The sequence below is a fragment of the Streptomyces sp. NPDC001617 genome, from assembly GCF_053596855.1.
Window position 1 is genome coordinate 98436 of record NZ_JBSFHA010000027.1, and the last position, 17190, is coordinate 115625.

Sequence of the window (17190 nt, forward strand, 5' to 3'; positions counted from 1 at the left end):
TCATCTGTGCTCTTTCGAAGGCGTGGCTTCCGCCCTAAAGTGCCCCGGCCCGCGGGCGACTTGGCGCTCCGTTTGACAGGATCGCGGCATGGCTGAGCAGCGGCGGGAACAGGGTGACGAGCGGGGCGCCCGGGCGGGCGCACAGGATGTGCCCGAGGTGAGGGGGAGGTGTGCGCTCCCCGAGGAGGCGCGCGCCTGGGAGGCTCTGGTCGAGACCGCCCGCCGCACCGTCTCCGACGGCCTGGTCGTCGGCACCTCCGGCAATGTCTCCGTGCGCGTCGGCGACACCGTGCTGGTCACGCCGTCGGGCGTCCCCTACGACCGCCTCGCGCCGGACGACATCACGGGCGTCGACCTCGGCGGCCGACAGGTCCTCGGCACCCTGGTCCCGACCAGCGAACTCCCCATGCACCTCGCCGTCTACCGCTCGACCGACGCGGGCGCCGTCGTCCACACCCACGCCGTGCACGCGACGGCCGTCTCGACGCTCGTCCCCGAGCTCCCGGCGATCCACTACATGGCCGCCGGCCTCGGCGGACCCGTCCGAGTTGCCCCCTATGCGACGTACGGCACCGACGAGTTGGCCGAGAACATGCTCCGCGCCCTCGCCGACCGCACCGCCTGCCTCCTCCAGAACCACGGCACGATGTCCTACGGCACGACCCTGACCCAGGCCTACGACCGCACGGCCCAACTGGAGTGGATGTGCCGCCTGTGGCTGACGGCGTCCTCGGTACCGGGACTGTCGCCGACACTGCTGTCCCCGGAGCAGGTGGCCGAGGCGGGGGAGAAGCTGAGGGGGTACGGGCAGCGGGGCTGAACGGGGGCCGTCCGCTCGGCCGGGTCGGTCCACCGCCTCCGCCGCTCGCCGCTCCCCAGGTCGGCTTCCCTCGCCACGCCGGTCTTCTCGTCCCGCCGCGACGGCGCCCGGCCACGACGCACGTACCCGGCGGTGCCCAACCTCCCCGCACCCCCCGTCACTCGCCCCCGCCCTCCCGCTGGCCGCAAGCGAGGTCGGCCAGGACACTGGACAGGTGCGCACCGTCAAAGCAACGGCCGCGGCCGTCACCGTAGCCCTCGCCGCCGGCGCGGCCTCCGTGGCCGCCGGCCGCTTCGCCAGCGGCGCCGCGCTCAAGGCGCCACCGGGCAAACCCCTGCCCACCGAACCCCGCCTCACCGTGCACGCCACGGCGGCCGGCCAGATCGCCCTCACCCGCGACCTCGCGGCCCTGCGCCCCGGCACCTACGGCCTGGCCGGCGACGCCTCCCACGCGGTCGTCGGCCCCGTCCTGACCGCCGCGGCCCACTCCGTCGACACCGTCGTACGCCGCCTGGAACGCGTCACGCACGGCACCCTGGAACCCGGCGACAAGGTGTGGCTCACCCCGAACGTGCACGTGGGCAACCCGAGCACCGCCCTCGGCCTCGACCACGCCGACGTCGACATCCCCGGCGAACTCGGCTCCCTGCCCGCCTGGTTCGTCCCCGGGGTGCGGCCCACCTGGGTGATCACGGTGCACGGCCTCGGCGCCACCCGCGAACACCCCATGAACGTCATGGAGTTCCTGCACCGCCAGCGCTTCCCGGTGCTCGACCTCGCCTACCGCGGCGACCTGGGCGCACCCCGCTCCCCGGACGGCCTGAACCACCTCGGCGAGAGCGAGTGGCGCGACCTGGACGCGGCGATCCGCTACGCGGTGCGCTACGGCGCCGAGCGCGTCGTCCTGCACGGCTGGTCCACCGGCGCCACCATGGCGCTGCGCGCCGCAGCCCACTCCGGCGTACGCGACCGTGTCTCCGGCCTGATCCTGGACTCACCCGTCCTCGACTGGCCGACGACCCTGCGCGCCCTCGCCGCGGCCCGTCGCACCCCCGGTGCCCTGCTCCCGCTCGCGGTACGGGCGGCACAGGGCCGCACCGGCCTGGACACCGGCCACACCGCCGAGACCGCGCGCCTCACCGTCCCGACCCTGATCCTCCACGGCCCCGACGACACCCTGGCCCCCTGGGCCCACTCCCGCCGCCTCGCCGACGCCCACCCCCACCTGGTCGCCCTCCACACCGTCCGCCAGGCCCCGCACGCGGCGATGTGGAACGCCGACCCCAAAGCCTACGAAGAGGCGTTGCGCCGCTTCCTGACCCCGCTGATGTGAGCTCGCGGGCGTCGTGGCGAACCGTCCGCCCCGGTTCCGTTTAACGTCGAACCGCTGGCCGGATCCAGGCCCCGAGCGCCCCGCACGGGCCCGGCGTTGGCCAGTCCCGTCGCCCGCGGTGACCTTCCGTTTGGGTTTTCGGACCGTCAACCGGAAGACTGCACCCGTGACGTCCCGTATCCCGCGCGACTCCAGGCTTCGACTCGTCCGCCCGCGACCCCTGGCCGCCGCCCCCTCAGCTGTGAACCAGCGGCGCCCACGCCGCCCCGCGCCCCGCCCGCCGGAGGGCACACCGGCACCCGCGGAACTGGCCAGAATGGCTCGCTCCGGTCTGGCCGACGCGGCTCGCGTCGCCCGCTGGGCGGACACCGCCCTCGGCCCCGGCGGCGACGCGGCGACAGCCGACGGCAAGGCCACCCTCTCCGACGCGACCGCCGAACGGGCGGCGAGCGACCTCGCCCTGACCGTCGCTCAGGTCCGCGCCGACTGGGACACCGCCCGTCTGGCCGGCCTCGTCGAGGTGCACGGGGACAGCGCCCGTCCCGGCTGGCGGCTGCGCGCCTGGGACCGCGACGACAGCGCCGTACTGCGCGGCTGGGTCGCTCTCTTCGACGCCTGGTCGCTCGCCCACCCCGAGCCCGCGGACCACGAGCCCGCCGCCGTCGCCGAAGTCGTCTCGGCCATGCCGCAGGTGCTCTCCTTCCTCCAGCTGTCCGCCGGCCCGGTTCCCGTGGAGCAGCTCCTGGACCTTCTGGAGCAGCGCGTCACCGAACTGCGCACCGAGCGCTGCGAGATCCCCTACGGCCCGCAGGCCGAACCCGTGCCGCAGCCCACGGCCGACACCCCGCTCGCGCCCCTCGCGCCCCTCCTCGAATGGGCCCTGCACGCCCTCGCCTCCGTCGGTGCCCTCACCTACGACGCCGCGCAGGCCACGCTCACCCCGCTCGGCAGCTGGGCGGTGTGGGTCAAGCTGGAGCAGATCTGCGTGGCCGCGCAGAGCCCCGCCGGCAACATCGAGGCCGTCGCCGAGGAGATGCTCCGCGGCTGCGCCCAGCTCCGCCCGAACGCGGCCCGCGCCGAGTACCGCGCCTGGCTCGCCGCCCGCACCGTGGGCAGCGCCGTCACCGAACTCATCGACGCGGCCCGGGGCGACGACGCCCTGCTGCGCGGCCTCGCCTTCGAGGCACTGCGCGTGGTCGGCGCCCCCGCCGAGCCCGACGTCCGCTCCGTGGCCGACGAGCCCACCCTGCGGCCGTACGCCCTGCTCTGGCTGGCCGAGCACGACGGCATCGACCCCGAGGACGCCCACGAGGTGCTCACCCGTGAGGAGGCCACCTGGCTGTGGGTCGACACCGCGGCCGCCGTCGCCGACCACGGCGAGTCCCCGATGCTGGTACGCCACCTGGAGTCGGCGGTGCAGCCCACGGTCCCGATGCTCCTGGACGAGGTCCGCGCCGTCGGCCACCCCCGCACCGTCCAGGTCCTGGTCGCCCTCGCCGCCGCCCACCCCGACCCGGCCCTGGCCAAGGCAGTCCGCCGGGCCGCCTTCCAGGTGCACACCGGCGGAAGCTAGGCGATCTCCGCCGCGCTGCCCGGCGTGCCGTAGCTCACGCCGGGGCCCCGGTACCGAACGCCCGAACGCAGAAAAAGTGCTTGCACGGCCCCGTTAGACTTGTCCCATGGCCATTCTCCTCGCGCATTAGACGGCGGGAACGTCCTCAGCCGCCCATCCGTCAACCTCTGTCCGCCCTGGAGTCTGTCCGTGATCTCCGCCTCCGGTATCGAGCTGCGCGCCGGCGCCCGAGTCCTCATCGAGTCCGCCAATTTCCGGGTCGCCAAGGGCGACCGCATCGGTCTGGTCGGGCGCAACGGCGCCGGTAAGACCACCCTCACCAAGTGCCTGGCCGGCGAGGGCATCCCCGCGGCCGGCACCATCACCCGCTCCGGCGAGGTCGGCTACCTCCCGCAGGACCCCCGCACCGGCGACCTCGACGTCCTCGCCCGGGACCGGATTCTGTCCGCCCGCGGCCTCGACGTACTGATCCGCAAGATGCGCGACAACGAACAGCGCATCGCGGGCGGCCAGGGCGCCACCCGCGAGAAGGCACTCAAGCAGTACGAGCGCCAGGAGACCGAGTTCCTCACCAAGGGCGGGTACGCCGCGGAGGCCGAGGCCGCCACGATCGCCGCCGCGCTCAACCTGCCCGACCGCGTGCTCGGCCAGCCGCTCCATACGCTCTCCGGCGGTCAGCGCCGCCGTATCGAGCTGGCCCGGATCCTGTTCTCCGACGCGGACACGCTGCTCCTCGACGAGCCGACGAACCACCTCGACGCCGACTCGATCATCTGGCTGCGGGACTACCTCAAGACCTACCGCGGCGGCTTCATCGTGATCTCCCACGACGTCGACCTGGTCGAGACGGTCGTCAACAAGGTGTTCTACCTGGACGCCAACCGTGCCCAGATCGACGTCTACAACATGGGCTGGAAGCTCTACCAGCAGCAGCGAGAGGCCGACGAGAAGCGCCGCAAGCGCGAGCGGCAGAACGCCGAGAAGAAGGCCGCCGCCCTGCACTCGCAGGCCGACAAGATGCGCGCCAAGGCCACCAAGACGGTCGCCGCGCAGAACATGGCCAAGCGCGCCGACCGGCTGCTCTCCGGCCTGGAGGCGGTCCGCGTCTCCGACAAGGTCGCCAAGCTCCGCTTCCCGGAGCCCGCGTCCTGCGGCAAGACCCCGCTGACGGCCGAGGGCCTGTCGAAGTCGTACGGCTCCCTGGAGATCTTCACCGACGTCGACCTGGCCATCGACAAGGGATCGAGGGTCGTCATCCTCGGCCTCAACGGCGCGGGAAAGACAACCCTGTTGAGGCTCCTCGCGGGTGCCGAACAGCCCGACACCGGCGCGGTCGTCCCCGGCCACGGCCTCAAGCTCGGCTACTACGCGCAGGAGCACGAGACGCTCGACGCCGACCGCACGGTCCTGGAGAACATGCGCTCCGCCGCCCCCGACATGGACCTCGTGGAGGTCCGCAAGGTGCTGGGTTCCTTCCTGTTCTCCGGCGACGACGTCGACAAGCCGGCCGGAGTCCTCTCCGGCGGCGAGAAGACCCGCCTCGCCCTCGCCACCCTGGTCGTCTCGTCCGCGAACGTCCTGCTCCTCGACGAGCCCACCAACAACCTCGACCCGGCCAGCCGCGAGGAGATCCTCGGCGCGCTGCGCACCTACAAGGGCGCCGTCGTCCTCGTCACCCACGACGAGGGCGCCGTCGAGGCACTCCAGCCCGAGCGGATCATTCTGCTGCCGGACGGCGTCGAGGACCTGTGGGGCTCCGACTACGCGGACCTCGTCGCCCTCGCTTGATCGAATACGTGATCAACGGCGTATGGATCATTCGGCCGATCGGTGATCCATCATCTGTGTGAGATCTCCTCGTACCGTCGTGTGTCCTACATCCATTTCGCGGCCGAGTCCTTTATCGACAAGGGCTCGGCCGTCGTACGTCGCTGACCTGGTACTTCACAAAGGAACTCGTTCGGCGGTACGAACGCCGCATGGTGGAATTACAGATTCCGCTTGTGGGGATGCGCTCCTGTCGTCAAAACCCTGTCTCACGGACCTTGCCGAATGGGTGGCCATGAAGCCCTGGAGGGGTGATCATGAGGGGACCAGAGCGCACTTCCCATGAGGAGGCACGGGTGGCCGAGACTCTGAAGAAGGGCAGCCGGGTAACCGGCGCCGCGCGCGACAAGCTCGCGGCAGACCTGAAGAAGAAGTACGACTCCGGTGCGAGCATTCGGGCACTGGCCGAGGAAACCGGCCGCTCGTATGGCTTCGTGCACCGGATGCTCAGCGAGTCGGGCGTCACGCTTCGTGGGCGTGGCGGTGCGACACGGGGCAAGAAGGCCGCCTCGTCCTGACCGGGCGGCCCATCGGCTTCGATGGTGGCCACCCGGTCGGTCAGCCGACCGGCCGGGTGGTTACTGTGCAGTCACTTAGCTAGCTTTGCTCTGCTCTGTTGACCGCACTCATCGGAGGCGCCCCATGGCCACGCCCACCAAGGACCTTGGTCCCGTACTCGACAAGGACGGCGTACGGCTCACCGTCGACGACGCGATCGCCACGGTGACGCTGACCAACCCGGCCAAACGCAATGCGCAGAGCCCCGCGATGTGGCGAGCGCTTGCCGAGGCCGGGCGGGTCCTGCCGGGGTCCGTCCGTGTCGTCGTGCTGCGTGCCGAGGGGCAGTCCTTCTCGGCGGGTCTCGACCGGCAGATGTTCACGCCCGAGGGAATCGAGGGCGAGCCGACGTTCATCGACCTCGCGCGCAGCAGCGACGGTGAACTCGACGCGAGCATCGCCGGGTTCCAGGAGGGCTTCACCTGGTGGCGGCGGAGCGACCTCGTGTCCATCGCCGCCGTCCAGGGGCATGCCATCGGAGCCGGTTTCCAGCTTGCCCTCGCTTGTGACCTGCGCGTCGTCGCCGACGACGTGCAGTTCGCCATGCGCGAGACCAGCCTGGGCCTGGTGCCGGACCTGACGGGCACGCACCCGTTGGTCGGGCTGCTCGGGTATGCCCGCGCGCTCGAGATCTGCATCACCGGCCGCGCCGTCCGGGCCGAGGAGGCCGTCGGCACCGGCCTCGCCAACCTCGCCGTCCCCGCCGACCAGCTCGACAGCGCCGTACAGGACCTGGCGACGGCGATCCTGGCCGCACCTCGGGACGCCGTCGTCGAGACGAAGGCATTGATCCGCGGCGCGCAGGGCCGTTCCTACGACGACCAGCGCGCCGCGGAGCGCGCTGCCCAGGCGCGGCGGTTGCGGGACCTGGCGGGCCTCGGCGACTGATCCCTCAGCCGACCGCCGTCACCAGTACCGCCACCGTCGGGTGATCCGGCAGCGCTTCGGAGACGGCCGCGCGGACCTGCCGGGCCACGTCCAGGGCCCGGTGGTCCGTGTCGACCGCGAGCTCCACGCGCGCGTGCCGGCGAGGCAGCGTGCCCTCGGCCTCGCGGCGCTCCTCGAGGTGGACGGCCCGGCGGCTCAGGTCGCACGTCAGCCGGGCCACGCCCGGCACGGCCAGGACGGCCGCCATCACGCGCTCCTCGTCGGGGGTGTCCGGCGCCGCGACCGCGCGCGGTTCCACGGAGCCGCGCTCGCCGTCGGGAGCCGCTGGCCCGTCGGCCGTCCGGGCTCTTGCCGCTCGTGCCGGAACCGCTTCCGGTTCCTCGTCCAGCAGGGCCGTGACCCGCAGGTCGACCTCCTCCACCATCAGCCCGAGCCGCTCCGTCGCCGCGGTCGCCAGCCCCGTACGCAGGAGAGCGGCCGTCGACGGCAGCGGCTCGGCGGCCGTCGCCGCGAACTCCGCCGTCACCCGTAGCGGTCCCGGCGGCAGGGCGCTCGGCGGGGGCGGTACGGCCGGGTCGGTCACGTCCTCGGGGTCGGCGAGGGCGATGCGGAGGGCATCCACCCGTACCCCGCGAAGGTCATCGACCGCACGCCGTAGCACGCTTTCGGCCGCCTGCTCGGAGATCCACGCGCCGTCGCGCGAGCCGCCCAGGGGCAGGAGTCTGCCCAGCCCCACCTGGTGCCGCACGACCTGTGCCCATCTTTCCGCCGTCATTCCTCCAGCCTGCCGCATCCCCGGCGCGCGATGGCGTAACCCCGCTTACGGTGGTCACAGGACGACGAACGGAAAGGGACGTACGGCGATGACCGACACGGAGCAGAACCGGACGAGGACCCCCGGAGTCGAGAGGGAAGTGCCGGAGACCCCTGGGGCGCACAAGGCACAAGTGACCCGGCGAGGCGGGGGAGATCCCGGCGGCCGGGGCCGGACGACGATCGCCGACGGGGTCGTGGAGAAGATCGCCGGGCTGGCCGCGCGGGACGTACTCGGCGTGCACGCCCTGGGCAGCGGGCTCAGCCGTACCTTCGGGGCCGTGCGGGACCGGGTGCCCGGCGGTTCCAAGTCCGTGACGCGTGGGGTGAAGGTCGAGGTCGGCGAGGTGCAGACGGCGCTCGACCTGGAGATCGTCGTCGACTACGGCGTGTCGATCTCCGATGTCGCCCGCGCCGTCCGGGAGAACGTGATCGCGGCGGTGGAGCGGATGACCGGTCTCGAGGTCGTCGAGGTCAACATCGCGGTGAGCGATGTGAAGCTGCCGGAGGAAGAGGACGAGGAGTCGGAGCCCCGGCTTCAGTGACCGGTCGGCGACCGGACAACCGCACCGCTTGAGGGGAGCGCACGATGAGCAAGGCCGTGGTCGGCATGATCGCCGGGATGGCACTGGGCTTCGCCGGATACTTCGGCGGGTTCGGGGCCTTCCTGCTGGTGGCCGCGCTGGGCGCGGTCGGGTTCGTGGCCGGCCGCTTCCTGGAGGGAGATCTGGAGATCGGCGACTTCTTCCGTACGCGTGAAGACCGCCGGCGGTGACCTCGGTGAGCGGCGGCGTCGGTGAGCTGGGCAGACCCCGGGCCGCTGTCGCGCCGGGCGAGCGCGGTGCCACCAGGATCGCCGACCGGGTCGTGGCGAAGATCGCCGGGCAGGCGGCCCGAGAACGGCTCGCCGACCAGTCCGGGGAGACCGCGCGGCCCCGTGCCACCGTGGTCGTGCACCATGATGCCGCCCACATCCGAGTCCACCTGGAACTCGACTACCCGACCGATATCGGCGCCCGTTGCGCGGATGTGCGTCGACATGTCGCTTCGCGGGTACGCGCGTTGGTGGGCATGGAGGTGCCGGAGGTCGCCGTCCAAGTGGAGCGGCTGCACCTGACTCCGGCGCACGGCGCGGTACCGGGCAAGGGGAGGACGCGATGAGCGAGCTCCAGGGCTCCGAGGGCACCACACAACGACTGCCGGTCATCGAGAAGGCGGAGTACGAGCCCCCGCCGGTGCAGGAGTTCGAGGGCGGCAGGGAGGGCCGCTTCTGGTCCGCGCGCCGCGTCCCCGCGGCCGTCGTGGCGGTGCTGCTCCTGGCCGTCACCGGCACCTTCCTCTACGACATCGCGGCGGTACGGGCGCACCGTCCCGCGATGGCCTGGCGCCGCGAACTGGCCCACCAACTCGCCACACGCCCCCTCGACGACACCTGGGTCCTGGTCGGCGCCTCAGTCGCCGCCGTCCTGGGCCTCTGGCTCCTGCTGCTGGCGGCCACGCCCGGCCTGCGCGCCGTCCTCCCGATGCGACGCCCCGAGGCCGACGTCCGAGCCGGCCTTCACCGCGAGGCGGCGGCCCTCGCCCTGCGCGACCGCGCCATGGAGGTGGCCGGCGTGCAGTCGGTACGCGTCCGTATGGGCCGCGCCCGCGCCGATGTGCGCGCGGTCGCCCACTTCCGCGAACTGGGCGACGTACGGGCCGATCTGAACGAGATCCTGGACGAGGCGATCAGGGGCCTGGGCCTGTCCCGCCCACCGTCGCTGTCGGTGCACGTACGACGCCCCGGCCGAAAGGGATGACCGGCATGCTCCGCATCGTCAACCGCGTACTGATCGGCATCGTGGGCCTCGTACTGCTCGTGGTCGGCGGCTCGGTCCTCGCGATCGGTCTGGGGGCCCCGGCCCCGTCATGGTGGATCCACAACGGCCGACACGACGTACTGCTCAGCAACGCCGAGCGCACGAAATGGCAGGACCACGGCTGGTGGTGGCCGACAGTCATCGCGGCCCTGGCCGTCCTCGTCCTGCTGGCCCTGTGGTGGCTGACGGCAGTCCTGCGCCGACGCCGCCTGACCGAGGTCCTGGTGGACACGGGAGACGGCGAGGGCGCGCTGCTGCGGGGCCGGGCCCTGGAGGGCGTACTGGCAAGCGAGGCAGGCGAGTTGGACGGCGTGGCCCAGGCCCACGCCCACCTGACCGGCACTCGTACGGCCCCGGAGGCCAGGGTCCACCTGCTCCTGGAACCCCACGTGGACCCCTCGACAGCCCTGCACCACCTGGCAGTTCAAGCCCTGACCCACGCCCGCAATTCAGCAGGCCTGGAGAAAATGCCGGCAGAGGTCCGTATGAAGGCAGTCAAACATCGCCAGGAGAGGGTCAGCTGAGGTTCCTGGTTTGAGGGGCGCGGGGCACTCAGAATCCATGCCGCATCCCCCCGTCCACAGGCACCATGATCCCGCTCAGATACGAAGCGGCCGGCGACAACAAGAACGCCCCCACCCTCCCGAACTCCTCCGGCCTCCCATACCGCCGCAACGGAATCCGAGACTCATGCGCAGCCCGAGTGGCCTCAGGATCCGCCGACATCGAGTCCAGCTCCCGCACGCGATCCGTATCGATCCGAGCCGGCAGCAACCCCACCACCCGAATACCCCGCGGCCCCAACTCGTCCGCGATCGACTTCGCGAACCCGGCGAGCCCGGGCCGCAGCCCATTCGAAATCGTCAACCCGGGAATCGGCTCATGCACCGAGCCCGACAACACGAACCCGATGACACCCCCCGCCTCCAACTCCTCCGCGGCGGCCCGAGCCAACCGGACCGCTCCCAGGAACACCGAGTCGAACGCGGCCCGCCACTGCTCGTCCGTGTTGTCGGCGACGAACCCCGCCGACGGCCCCCCGACGCTCACGAGAATCCCGTCGAACCCCCCGAACCGCTCCCGCGCGGCAGCGATGAGCCGCGCCGGCGCCTCCGGATCGGCATTGTCGACGGCCACTCCCCACGCATTCGGCCCCAACTCACCCGCGGCAGCGAGCGCACGCGCCTCGTCGCGCCCGGTCACCACCACCTTCGCGCCGTCGGCCACCAGCTCCCGCGCCACCGCGTTGCCGAGCCCCCGTGTGGCCCCCGTCACGACGTACACCCGGTCCTTCAGTCCAAGATCCATGGCCCCTATCCTGCCTCCCCGTCCCCGAACAGGGCGAGGGCGGTGTTCACCAGGCCGACGTGGCTGAAGGCCTGCGGGAAGTTGCCGAGCTGGCGGCCGGCGACGGGGTCGTACTCCTCGGACAGCAGCCCCACGTCGTTGGCGAGCCCCACCAGCCGTTCGAACAGCTCCCGCGCCTCCTTCGTCCGGCCCGTCATGTGCAGCGCGTCCGCCAGCCAGAACGAGCACGCGAGGAAGGTGCCCTCGTCGCCCGGGAGTCCGTCGACCGTCGTCTCGTCGGTGCTGTACCGCCGCAGGAGATCGCCGTGCCCCAGCTCCTCGCGGATCGCGTCGATGGTGCCGATCACCCGGGGGTCGTCCGGCGGCAGGAACCCGACCCGTGGGATCAGCAGCAGCGCGGCGTCGAGTTCGCGGGAGCCGTAGGACTGCGTGAAGGTGTTCCGCTCGGCGTCGTACCCCTTCTCGCACACCTCCCGGTGCACCTCGTCCCGCAGGGTGCGCCAGCCGTCGAGGTCGCCCTTCAGCTTGGGGTTGGTCTCCAGGTCGCGTACGGCACGGTCGGCGGCCACCCACACCATGACCTTGGAGTGGACGAAGTGGCGCCGGCCGCCGCGTACCTCCCACAGGCCCTCGTCGGGCTGTCGCCACTCCGACTGCAGCCACTCCAGCAGGGCGGCCTGGATGTCCCACATATGGGGTTTGGTGGGCAGGCCCGAACGCCGGGCCAGGAACACCGAGTCGAGGACTTCGCCGTACACGTCCAGCTGCAGCTGCTTCACGGCTTCGTTGCCGATCCGTACGGGCGCCGAGTCCGCGAAGCCGGACAGCCACGGCAGCTCGAACTCCGGCAGCCGTCGCTCGCCCGCCAGGCCGTACATGATCTGCAGGTCGGCCGGGTCGCCCGCGACCGCGCGCAGCAGCCAGTTCCGCCAGGCCTCGGCCTCCTTGTGGTAGCCGCAGGTGAGCAGGGCGCCGAGGGTGAGAGTGGAGTCGCGCAGCCAGCAGTAGCGGTAGTCCCAGTTGCGCACTCCGCCGAGCTCCTCCGGCAGGGAGGTGGTCGCGGCGGCGACGATGCCGCCGGTCGGCCGGTAGGTGAGGGCCTTCAGAGTGATCAGGGAACGCATCACGGCGTCCCGGTGGGGGCCGTCGTAGCGGCACTTGGACGCCCACTTCTCCCAGCCCCGGACGCTGGCGAGCAGCGCCTTGTACGGGTCGACGAGCGGCGGCCGTGACTCGTGCGAGGGGTGCCAGGTCAGCACGAACGCGACCTTCTCGCCCTCCTCGACGGCGAACTCCGAGTGCGTGCCGAAGTCCTCGCCCCAGGTGCGCACGGAGGGCTCACTGCGCAGCCACACCGAGTCCGGCCCGGCGATGGCGACGCGGTGTCCGTCGGACTTGCGCATCCACGGCACGATCGAGCCGTAGTCGAAGCGCAGGCGCAGGGTGCTGCGGACGGTCACCCTGCCGCTCAACCCCTCGATGACGCGTACGAGATCGGGGGCCCGGTCGCGCTGTGGCATCAGGTCGGTGACGCGGATCGCGCCCTCGTCCGTCTCCCACTCGGTGTCCAGGACAAGGGTGTCGGGGCGGTAGGCGCGCCGGGTGCAGGGCCCGTCGGCGCCCTTGGGGGCGATGCGCCAGTGGCCGTTGTCCTCGTCGCCGAGCAGCCGCGCGAAGCAGGCCGCGGAGTCGAAGCGGGGCAGACACAGCCAGTCGACGGAGCCGTCCCGGCCGACCAGGGCCGCGGTCTGTTCGTCGCCGATGAGGGCGTAGTCCTCGATGCGGGGGTGCACGAGGTTCCGGGTTCCCGGAGGGGCCGGGGGGCAATCAGGGCGTGGGCCGGGTGAGTGACGGTCCCAGGCCGGAGAAGATCACCCCCGGGTGCGAGGGGGTCTGGTTCAGTACCCACAGGCCGATGAGCGTGGCCAGGGCGAAGACCACGGTGATCAGTACGGCGAGGACGAGCCGACGTCTCCGCTCGCGCCGCAGCCACTCGCCCCGCGCCGTGCGATAGGCGTCGGACGCGGGCCGCACCCCGTCGGCGAGGGCGGCGAGGGCCTCGCTCAACTCGCGCTCGGTGTCGTTCATCGCCGGGCCTCCATCGCCTGGGTCAGTGCGGCGAGGCCGCGGGAGGTGTGGGTCTTGACCGAGCCGCCGGAGATGCCCATCGCGGCGGCGATCTCGCTCTCCTTCAGCCCGAGCCAGTGCCGCAGCACCAGCGCCTCGCGCTGCCGGGAGGGCAGCTGTTGGAGCGCGTCGATCAGGACGCGCTGGTCGTCGCGGAGCAGCGCCGCGCTCTCGGCGGAGACGGCGGTCTCCTCGGGCGGGTTCTCCACATGCCTGCGGGCCACCTGGAGATGCCGTATCCGCATCCGGGTCAGATTGCACACCGTGGAGCGCAGATACGCCTCCGCCGCCTCGACGTCCCTGAGGCGCCGCCACTTCCGGTAGATCTGGTAGTACGCCTCGGCGACCACGTTCTCCGGGTCGTCCGCGCCGAGCAGCACGGCCAGCCGCAGCATCGAGGAGTAGTGCAGCTCGAACAGGCGCGCGAGCCCTGCCTCGCGCTCCAGCTCGGCCGGATCGGCCGGCGCGGGCGCGAGGGGCTCCACGCGCGGCTCCGGCACGGGTATCGGGGGTCTGCGTCTCACGGCTGGTTCGCTCCCGTCTCGGGGCGCCGCCTGACGGTCAGGCGGGACGGCAGGTCGGTCAGGTCGGCGCCGCGCGGGACGCCGAGACGTTCGAGGAGGGCGGTGCCGGCCACCGCGACGGTCAGGTTGAGCAGCAGGGCGGCGAGGCCGGCGTAGACCTGGAGCGGTCCGAAACCGAGGCGGACGATGGAGGAGAACCCCTCGCGTACGACCATGAAGGTCCCGGCCAGCATTCCCACGCCCCACCCGGCGAGCAGCGCCCGCGGATGCAGCCGCCCGGTGAACAGGCCGACGGCCACGGCCGGGAAGATCTGCAGGATCCAGACCCCGCCGAGCAGTTGGAGGTTGATCGCGTCCTGGTCGCGCAGCCCGAACACGAAGGCCACGGCTCCGACCTTGGCGGTGAGCGAGACGGCCTTGGCGATACGGACCTGCCGCTTGGGCGTGGCCGTCGGATGCACGTACTCGACATACACATTGCGTACGAAGCTGGTGGCGGCCGCGATCGACATGACGGCGGCCGGGACCAGAGCTCCCACGGTGATCGCGCCGAACACCAGCCCGGCGAGCGGCCCGGGCATCAGCCGGTCGACCAGCATCGGTACGGCCGCCTCGGCACCGCCCTTGGGTGCCCGCACGCCCGCCGCGAGGGCCGCGATGCCGAGGAACCCGAAGAGGGCGAGCAGTCCGGTCCAGGCGGGCAGGGCGACGGAGACCTTGCGCAGCGTGCGGGGGCCGTCGGCGGCGAACCCGGCGGTCAGTACATGCGGGTACATCAGCAGTGCCAGGGCCGAGCCGAGGGCGAGGGAGGCGTACGCGGGCTGCTGTTGACGAGTCAGCAGCAGGGCGGGGCTCCCCAGCCTTCTCGCCGCCCCGTCGAACACGTTGCCCGGCCCGCCGAGCCGTTCGAGGACGAGCCAGGTGACCGCGGTCAGCGAGACGAACACGGCGACCGCCTTGAGCGCCGAGATGACCGTCGGCGCCCGCAGCCCGTGCCGGTAGGTGGCCACCGCCAGCCCCGCGAACAGCGCCACCATCACCAGGTCCCCGGTCGCGCCCCGCGGATACACGCCTCCGGCCGTCAACACCGCCCGTATGCCGAGCAGTTGGAGCGCCAGATACGGCATGGTCGCGAGGATGCCGGTCAGCGCGACCACCAGGGCCAGCGACGGCGATCCGTACCGTCCGCGCACGAAGTCGGCGGCGGTGACGTAGCCGTGCGCTCGGGCCACGGCCCCCAGGCGGCTGAGCAGCACGAAGGCGATCGGGCAGACGATCACGGTGTACGGCACCGCGAAGAAGGCGGCCGCGCCGTTGCCGTACGCCAGTCCCGGTACGGCGGTGAAGGTGTACGCCGTGAAGATCGTGCCGCCGAGCAGGAACCAGGTCCACACCGGGCCGAGGCTGCGGTCGGCCAGTGCCCAGCCCTCCAGGGACGGCAGCCGGTCGCTCGGGTGCAGGCGCCGCGCGGTCACGGCGAGCAGCGACGCTCCGCCGATCACGGCGAGGAACGTCGCGGTCATGGCGCCGTCGGCCATGGGTCACCGTCCTTGGTGTGCCTGAACCCTCGCGCAAGAGTTGCGCGGACGGCCGGATCGGAGGACAGGGAACCTGCGGGAAATTTCCCGGACATCCGCTGTCAACCGGTCTCGGGGGGTGGGCAACTCTTGCACAGACCGACAGCGAACGGGAGAGGAGCGCAGGTCATGGCACGGACCGGTCATCACCGGCTACGGCGCGTCGCGATCGCCGTACTGCTCCTCCTGCCCGCGGCAGGCCTGCTGTGGGTCCCCTGGTACGCCGGCGCCGAGCCGCGGCTGGCGGGCACACCGTTCTTCTACTGGTACCAGCTCGCCTGGGTGCCGGGGTGCGGTCTCTGCCTGCTCGCCGCGTATGCGCTGACGGACCGACATCGCCGCTGAGTCCTTCCTGCTTGTCGCACCGTTTCCGGTGAGGAGCCGCCATGCCCGCAACAGCCCTGCCCGAAGCCGATCGTCCGGCGCCCGAAAAGTCACGTATATCCGCTCGCTCGATCCTGCTCTGGACCACCGTCGCGCTGCTCGGCGCGGTCGCCTGGGGCGTCCTCGCCCTGGCCCGGGGCGAGAAGATCTCCGCGGTCTGGCTGGTGATCGCCGCCCTCGGCTCGTACGCCATCGCGTACCGCTTCTACTCCCGCTTCATCGCCCGCCGGGTCCTCCAGCCGGACGACCACCGCGCCACCCCCGCCGAACGCCTCGAAGACGGCGTCGACTTCCACCCCACCGACCGCCGGGTGCTGCTCGGCCACCACTTCGCCGCGATCGCCGGCGCCGGACCGCTGGTCGGCCCGGTCCTCGCGGCCCAGATGGGCTATCTGCCGGGCACGCTCTGGATCGTCGCCGGTGTGATCTTCGCCGGGGCGGTGCAGGACATGGTCGTCCTGTTCCTCTCCATGCGGCGGGACGGCACGTCGCTCGGACAGATGGCGCGGGACGAGATCGGCAGGGCGGGCGGAGCGGCGGCGCTCATCGCCGTGTTCGCCATCATGATCATCCTGCTGGGTGTGCTGGCCCTGGTCGTGGTCAACGCCCTCGCGCACTCCCCGTGGGGCACCTTCTCGGTCGCGATGACCATTCCCATCGCCCTGTTCATGGGCTTCTGGATGCACCGCATCCGCCCCGGCCGGGTCGTCGAGGCAAGCCTCATCGGCGTGGCGCTGCTCCTGCTGGCGATCGCCGGAGGCAGCTGGGTCCAGAACTCCTCGCTGGCCTCCACCTTCACCCTCAGCCCGACCACGCTGGTCTTCTGCCTGATCGGCTACGGCTTCGTCGCCTCCGTACTCCCGGTGTGGATGCTCCTGGCCCCGCGCGACTATCTCTCCACCTTCATGAAGATCGGCACCATCGCGCTGCTCGCGGTCGGCGTGGTCGTGGCCGCTCCCGTCCTGCACGCGGACGCGGTCAGCAAGTTCGCCACCTCGGGCACGGGCCCGGTCTTCGCGGGCTCGCTCTTCCCGTTCCTCTTCATCACGATCGCCTGTGGCGCACTGTCCGGCTTCCACGCCCTGGTCTCCTCCGGTACCACTCCCAAGCTGATCCGGAAGGAGTCGCAGGTCCGGATGATCGGCTACGGCGCGATGCTGATGGAGTCATTCGTCGCGATCATGGCGCTGATCGCGGCGGCGACCCTGGAGCCGGGCCTGTACTACGCGATGAACGCACCCGCCGGCCTGCTCGGTGCGACGGCCCAGTCGGCGTCCCACGCGGTGGCGGGCCTGGGCTTCACCATCACCCCCGACCAGCTGACCCACGCGGCCAGGGCGGTCGAGGAGCAGACCCTGATCGCCCGTTCCGGCGGCGCCCCGACCCTCGCGGTCGGTATGTCGGAGATCTTCTCCGGCGTCTTCGGCGGGACGGCCATGAAGGCCTTCTGGTACCACTTCGCGATCATGTTCGAGGCGCTGTTCATCCTGACCACGGTCGACGCGCCCGCCGCACCGTGCCGCGCAGCCGCTGGTGCGGCTCGCCGTCCGGGTCGACCATCCCGTTCGGGTCGTCCAGCAGGTTCGGCACCAGGAGCAT

General features: G+C 71.8%; 19 protein-coding genes. 13 read left to right on the forward strand and 6 right to left on the reverse strand.

The annotated features are described in order from the left end of the window. Window positions 1-88: 88 nt before the first annotated feature. From ACWC09_RS21730 to ACWC09_RS21755, 6 genes are all read left to right on the forward strand, one after another. A complete protein-coding gene (locus ACWC09_RS21730; protein WP_450852209.1) occupies window positions 89-820 on the forward strand; it encodes a class II aldolase/adducin family protein in 732 nt (243 codons plus the stop codon). Window positions 821-1034: 214 nt separating this feature from the next. Beyond that, complete coding sequence (locus ACWC09_RS21735; RefSeq protein ID WP_450852210.1) at window positions 1035-2153, forward strand: alpha/beta hydrolase; 1119 nt, start codon at window positions 1035-1037, stop codon at window positions 2151-2153. 166 nt (window positions 2154-2319) lie between these two features. Beyond that, a complete protein-coding gene (locus ACWC09_RS21740) occupies window positions 2320-3726 on the forward strand; it encodes a hypothetical protein (protein WP_450852211.1) in 1407 nt (468 codons plus the stop codon). 189 nt (window positions 3727-3915) lie between these two features. Then, window positions 3916-5514, forward strand: a complete 1599-nt coding sequence (locus ACWC09_RS21745; RefSeq protein WP_450852212.1) for an ABC-F family ATP-binding cassette domain-containing protein — start codon at window positions 3916-3918, stop codon at window positions 5512-5514. Between the two features lie 335 nt (window positions 5515-5849). Further along, on the forward strand, window positions 5850-6071 hold the full coding sequence (locus ACWC09_RS21750; RefSeq protein ID WP_004002281.1) for a helix-turn-helix domain-containing protein: 222 nt from the start codon (window positions 5850-5852) through the stop codon (window positions 6069-6071). A gap of 124 nt (window positions 6072-6195) precedes the next feature. Next, window positions 6196-6999: an enoyl-CoA hydratase/isomerase family protein gene (locus ACWC09_RS21755; protein WP_450852213.1), complete on the forward strand. Its 804-nt coding sequence runs from the start codon at window positions 6196-6198 to the stop codon at window positions 6997-6999. A 4-nt stretch (window positions 7000-7003) separates the two neighbouring features. On the opposite strand, the gene ACWC09_RS21760 is transcribed toward ACWC09_RS21755, so the two are convergent. Beyond that, on the reverse strand, window positions 7004-7774 hold the full coding sequence (locus tag ACWC09_RS21760) for a nucleopolyhedrovirus P10 family protein (RefSeq protein ID WP_450852214.1): 771 nt from the start codon (window positions 7772-7774) through the stop codon (window positions 7004-7006). Between the two features lie 88 nt (window positions 7775-7862). Between ACWC09_RS21760 and ACWC09_RS21765 the strand changes: the two genes are divergently transcribed. Genes ACWC09_RS21765 through amaP form a run of 5 tightly spaced genes read left to right on the forward strand, consistent with a single transcriptional unit; the run spans window position 7863 to window position 10195 of the window. Beyond that, window positions 7863-8357 carry an Asp23/Gls24 family envelope stress response protein gene (locus ACWC09_RS21765; RefSeq protein ID WP_450852215.1) on the forward strand — a complete coding sequence of 165 codons (495 nt, stop codon included), beginning with the start codon at window positions 7863-7865 and terminating at the stop codon, window positions 8355-8357. 44 nt (window positions 8358-8401) lie between these two features. Further along, on the forward strand, window positions 8402-8587 hold the full coding sequence (locus tag ACWC09_RS21770; protein ID WP_450852216.1) for a hypothetical protein: 186 nt from the start codon (window positions 8402-8404) through the stop codon (window positions 8585-8587). Continuing rightward, window positions 8584-8973, forward strand: a complete 390-nt coding sequence (locus ACWC09_RS21775) for an Asp23/Gls24 family envelope stress response protein (protein WP_450852217.1) — start codon at window positions 8584-8586, stop codon at window positions 8971-8973. Before ACWC09_RS21770 ends, ACWC09_RS21775 begins: the two co-directional genes overlap by 4 nt. Next, window positions 8970-9611 carry a DUF6286 domain-containing protein gene (locus ACWC09_RS21780; RefSeq protein ID WP_450852218.1) on the forward strand — a complete coding sequence of 214 codons (642 nt, stop codon included), beginning with the start codon at window positions 8970-8972 and terminating at the stop codon, window positions 9609-9611. Before ACWC09_RS21775 ends, ACWC09_RS21780 begins: the two co-directional genes overlap by 4 nt. 5 nt (window positions 9612-9616) lie before the next feature. Then, window positions 9617-10195, forward strand: coding sequence for an alkaline shock response membrane anchor protein AmaP (gene amaP, locus ACWC09_RS21785; protein WP_450852219.1), 579 nt, complete (start codon window positions 9617-9619; stop codon window positions 10193-10195). A gap of 28 nt (window positions 10196-10223) precedes the next feature. On the opposite strand, the gene ACWC09_RS21790 is transcribed toward amaP, so the two are convergent. Genes ACWC09_RS21790 through ACWC09_RS21810 form a run of 5 tightly spaced genes read right to left on the reverse strand, consistent with a single transcriptional unit; the run spans window position 10224 to window position 15168 of the window. Beyond that, a complete protein-coding gene (locus ACWC09_RS21790) occupies window positions 10224-10979 on the reverse strand; it encodes an SDR family oxidoreductase (protein WP_450852220.1) in 756 nt (251 codons plus the stop codon). Window positions 10980-10984: 5 nt separating this feature from the next. Continuing rightward, window positions 10985-12772, reverse strand: a complete 1788-nt coding sequence (locus tag ACWC09_RS21795; RefSeq protein WP_450852221.1) for a glycoside hydrolase family 15 protein — start codon at window positions 12770-12772, stop codon at window positions 10985-10987. Between the two features lie 34 nt (window positions 12773-12806). After that, a complete protein-coding gene (locus ACWC09_RS21800; RefSeq protein WP_450852222.1) occupies window positions 12807-13067 on the reverse strand; it encodes a hypothetical protein in 261 nt (86 codons plus the stop codon). Further along, window positions 13064-13630, reverse strand: coding sequence for a sigma-70 family RNA polymerase sigma factor (locus tag ACWC09_RS21805; protein ID WP_450852223.1), 567 nt, complete (start codon window positions 13628-13630; stop codon window positions 13064-13066). Before ACWC09_RS21805 ends, ACWC09_RS21800 begins: the two co-directional genes overlap by 4 nt. Beyond that, window positions 13627-15168: a sodium:solute symporter family protein gene (locus ACWC09_RS21810; RefSeq protein WP_450852224.1), complete on the reverse strand. Its 1542-nt coding sequence runs from the start codon at window positions 15166-15168 to the stop codon at window positions 13627-13629. The genes ACWC09_RS21805 and ACWC09_RS21810 overlap by 4 nt, the downstream gene beginning before the upstream one ends. Before the next feature lie 168 nt (window positions 15169-15336). On the opposite strand from ACWC09_RS21810, the gene ACWC09_RS21815 reads away from it, so the two are divergent. Both ACWC09_RS21815 and ACWC09_RS21820 read left to right on the forward strand, forming a co-directional pair. Next, entirely contained in the window at window positions 15337-15552 is a 216-nt protein-coding gene (locus tag ACWC09_RS21815; RefSeq protein ID WP_450852225.1) for a DUF3311 domain-containing protein, read from the forward strand. Window positions 15553-15593: 41 nt separating this feature from the next. Next, a partial coding sequence (locus ACWC09_RS21820; protein ID WP_450852226.1) for a carbon starvation CstA family protein occupies window positions 15594-17190 on the forward strand: 1597 nt, incomplete at its 3' end.

Bases quoted from the DNA above. Each gene is read 5' to 3' on its own strand.
- ACWC09_RS21730 (WP_450852209.1), top strand. From the start codon at position 89: ATGGCTGAGCAGCGGCGGGAACAGGGTGACGAGCGGGGCGCCCGGGCG.
- ACWC09_RS21755 (WP_450852213.1), top strand. From the start codon at position 6,196: ATGGCCACGCCCACCAAGGACCTTGGTCCCGTACTCGACAAGGACGGC.
- ACWC09_RS21760 (WP_450852214.1), bottom strand. From the start codon at position 7,774: ATGACGGCGGAAAGATGGGCACAGGTCGTGCGGCACCAGGTGGGGCTG.
- ACWC09_RS21765 (WP_450852215.1), top strand. From the start codon at position 7,863: ATGACCGACACGGAGCAGAACCGGACGAGGACCCCCGGAGTCGAGAGG.
- ACWC09_RS21770 (WP_450852216.1), top strand. From the start codon at position 8,402: ATGAGCAAGGCCGTGGTCGGCATGATCGCCGGGATGGCACTGGGCTTC.
- ACWC09_RS21780 (WP_450852218.1), top strand. From the start codon at position 8,970: ATGAGCGAGCTCCAGGGCTCCGAGGGCACCACACAACGACTGCCGGTC.
- amaP (WP_450852219.1), top strand. From the start codon at position 9,617: ATGCTCCGCATCGTCAACCGCGTACTGATCGGCATCGTGGGCCTCGTA.
- ACWC09_RS21790 (WP_450852220.1), bottom strand. From the start codon at position 10,979: ATGGATCTTGGACTGAAGGACCGGGTGTACGTCGTGACGGGGGCCACA.
- ACWC09_RS21800 (WP_450852222.1), bottom strand. From the start codon at position 13,067: ATGAACGACACCGAGCGCGAGTTGAGCGAGGCCCTCGCCGCCCTCGCC.
- ACWC09_RS21810 (WP_450852224.1), bottom strand. From the start codon at position 15,168: ATGGCCGACGGCGCCATGACCGCGACGTTCCTCGCCGTGATCGGCGGA.
- ACWC09_RS21815 (WP_450852225.1), top strand. From the start codon at position 15,337: ATGGCACGGACCGGTCATCACCGGCTACGGCGCGTCGCGATCGCCGTA.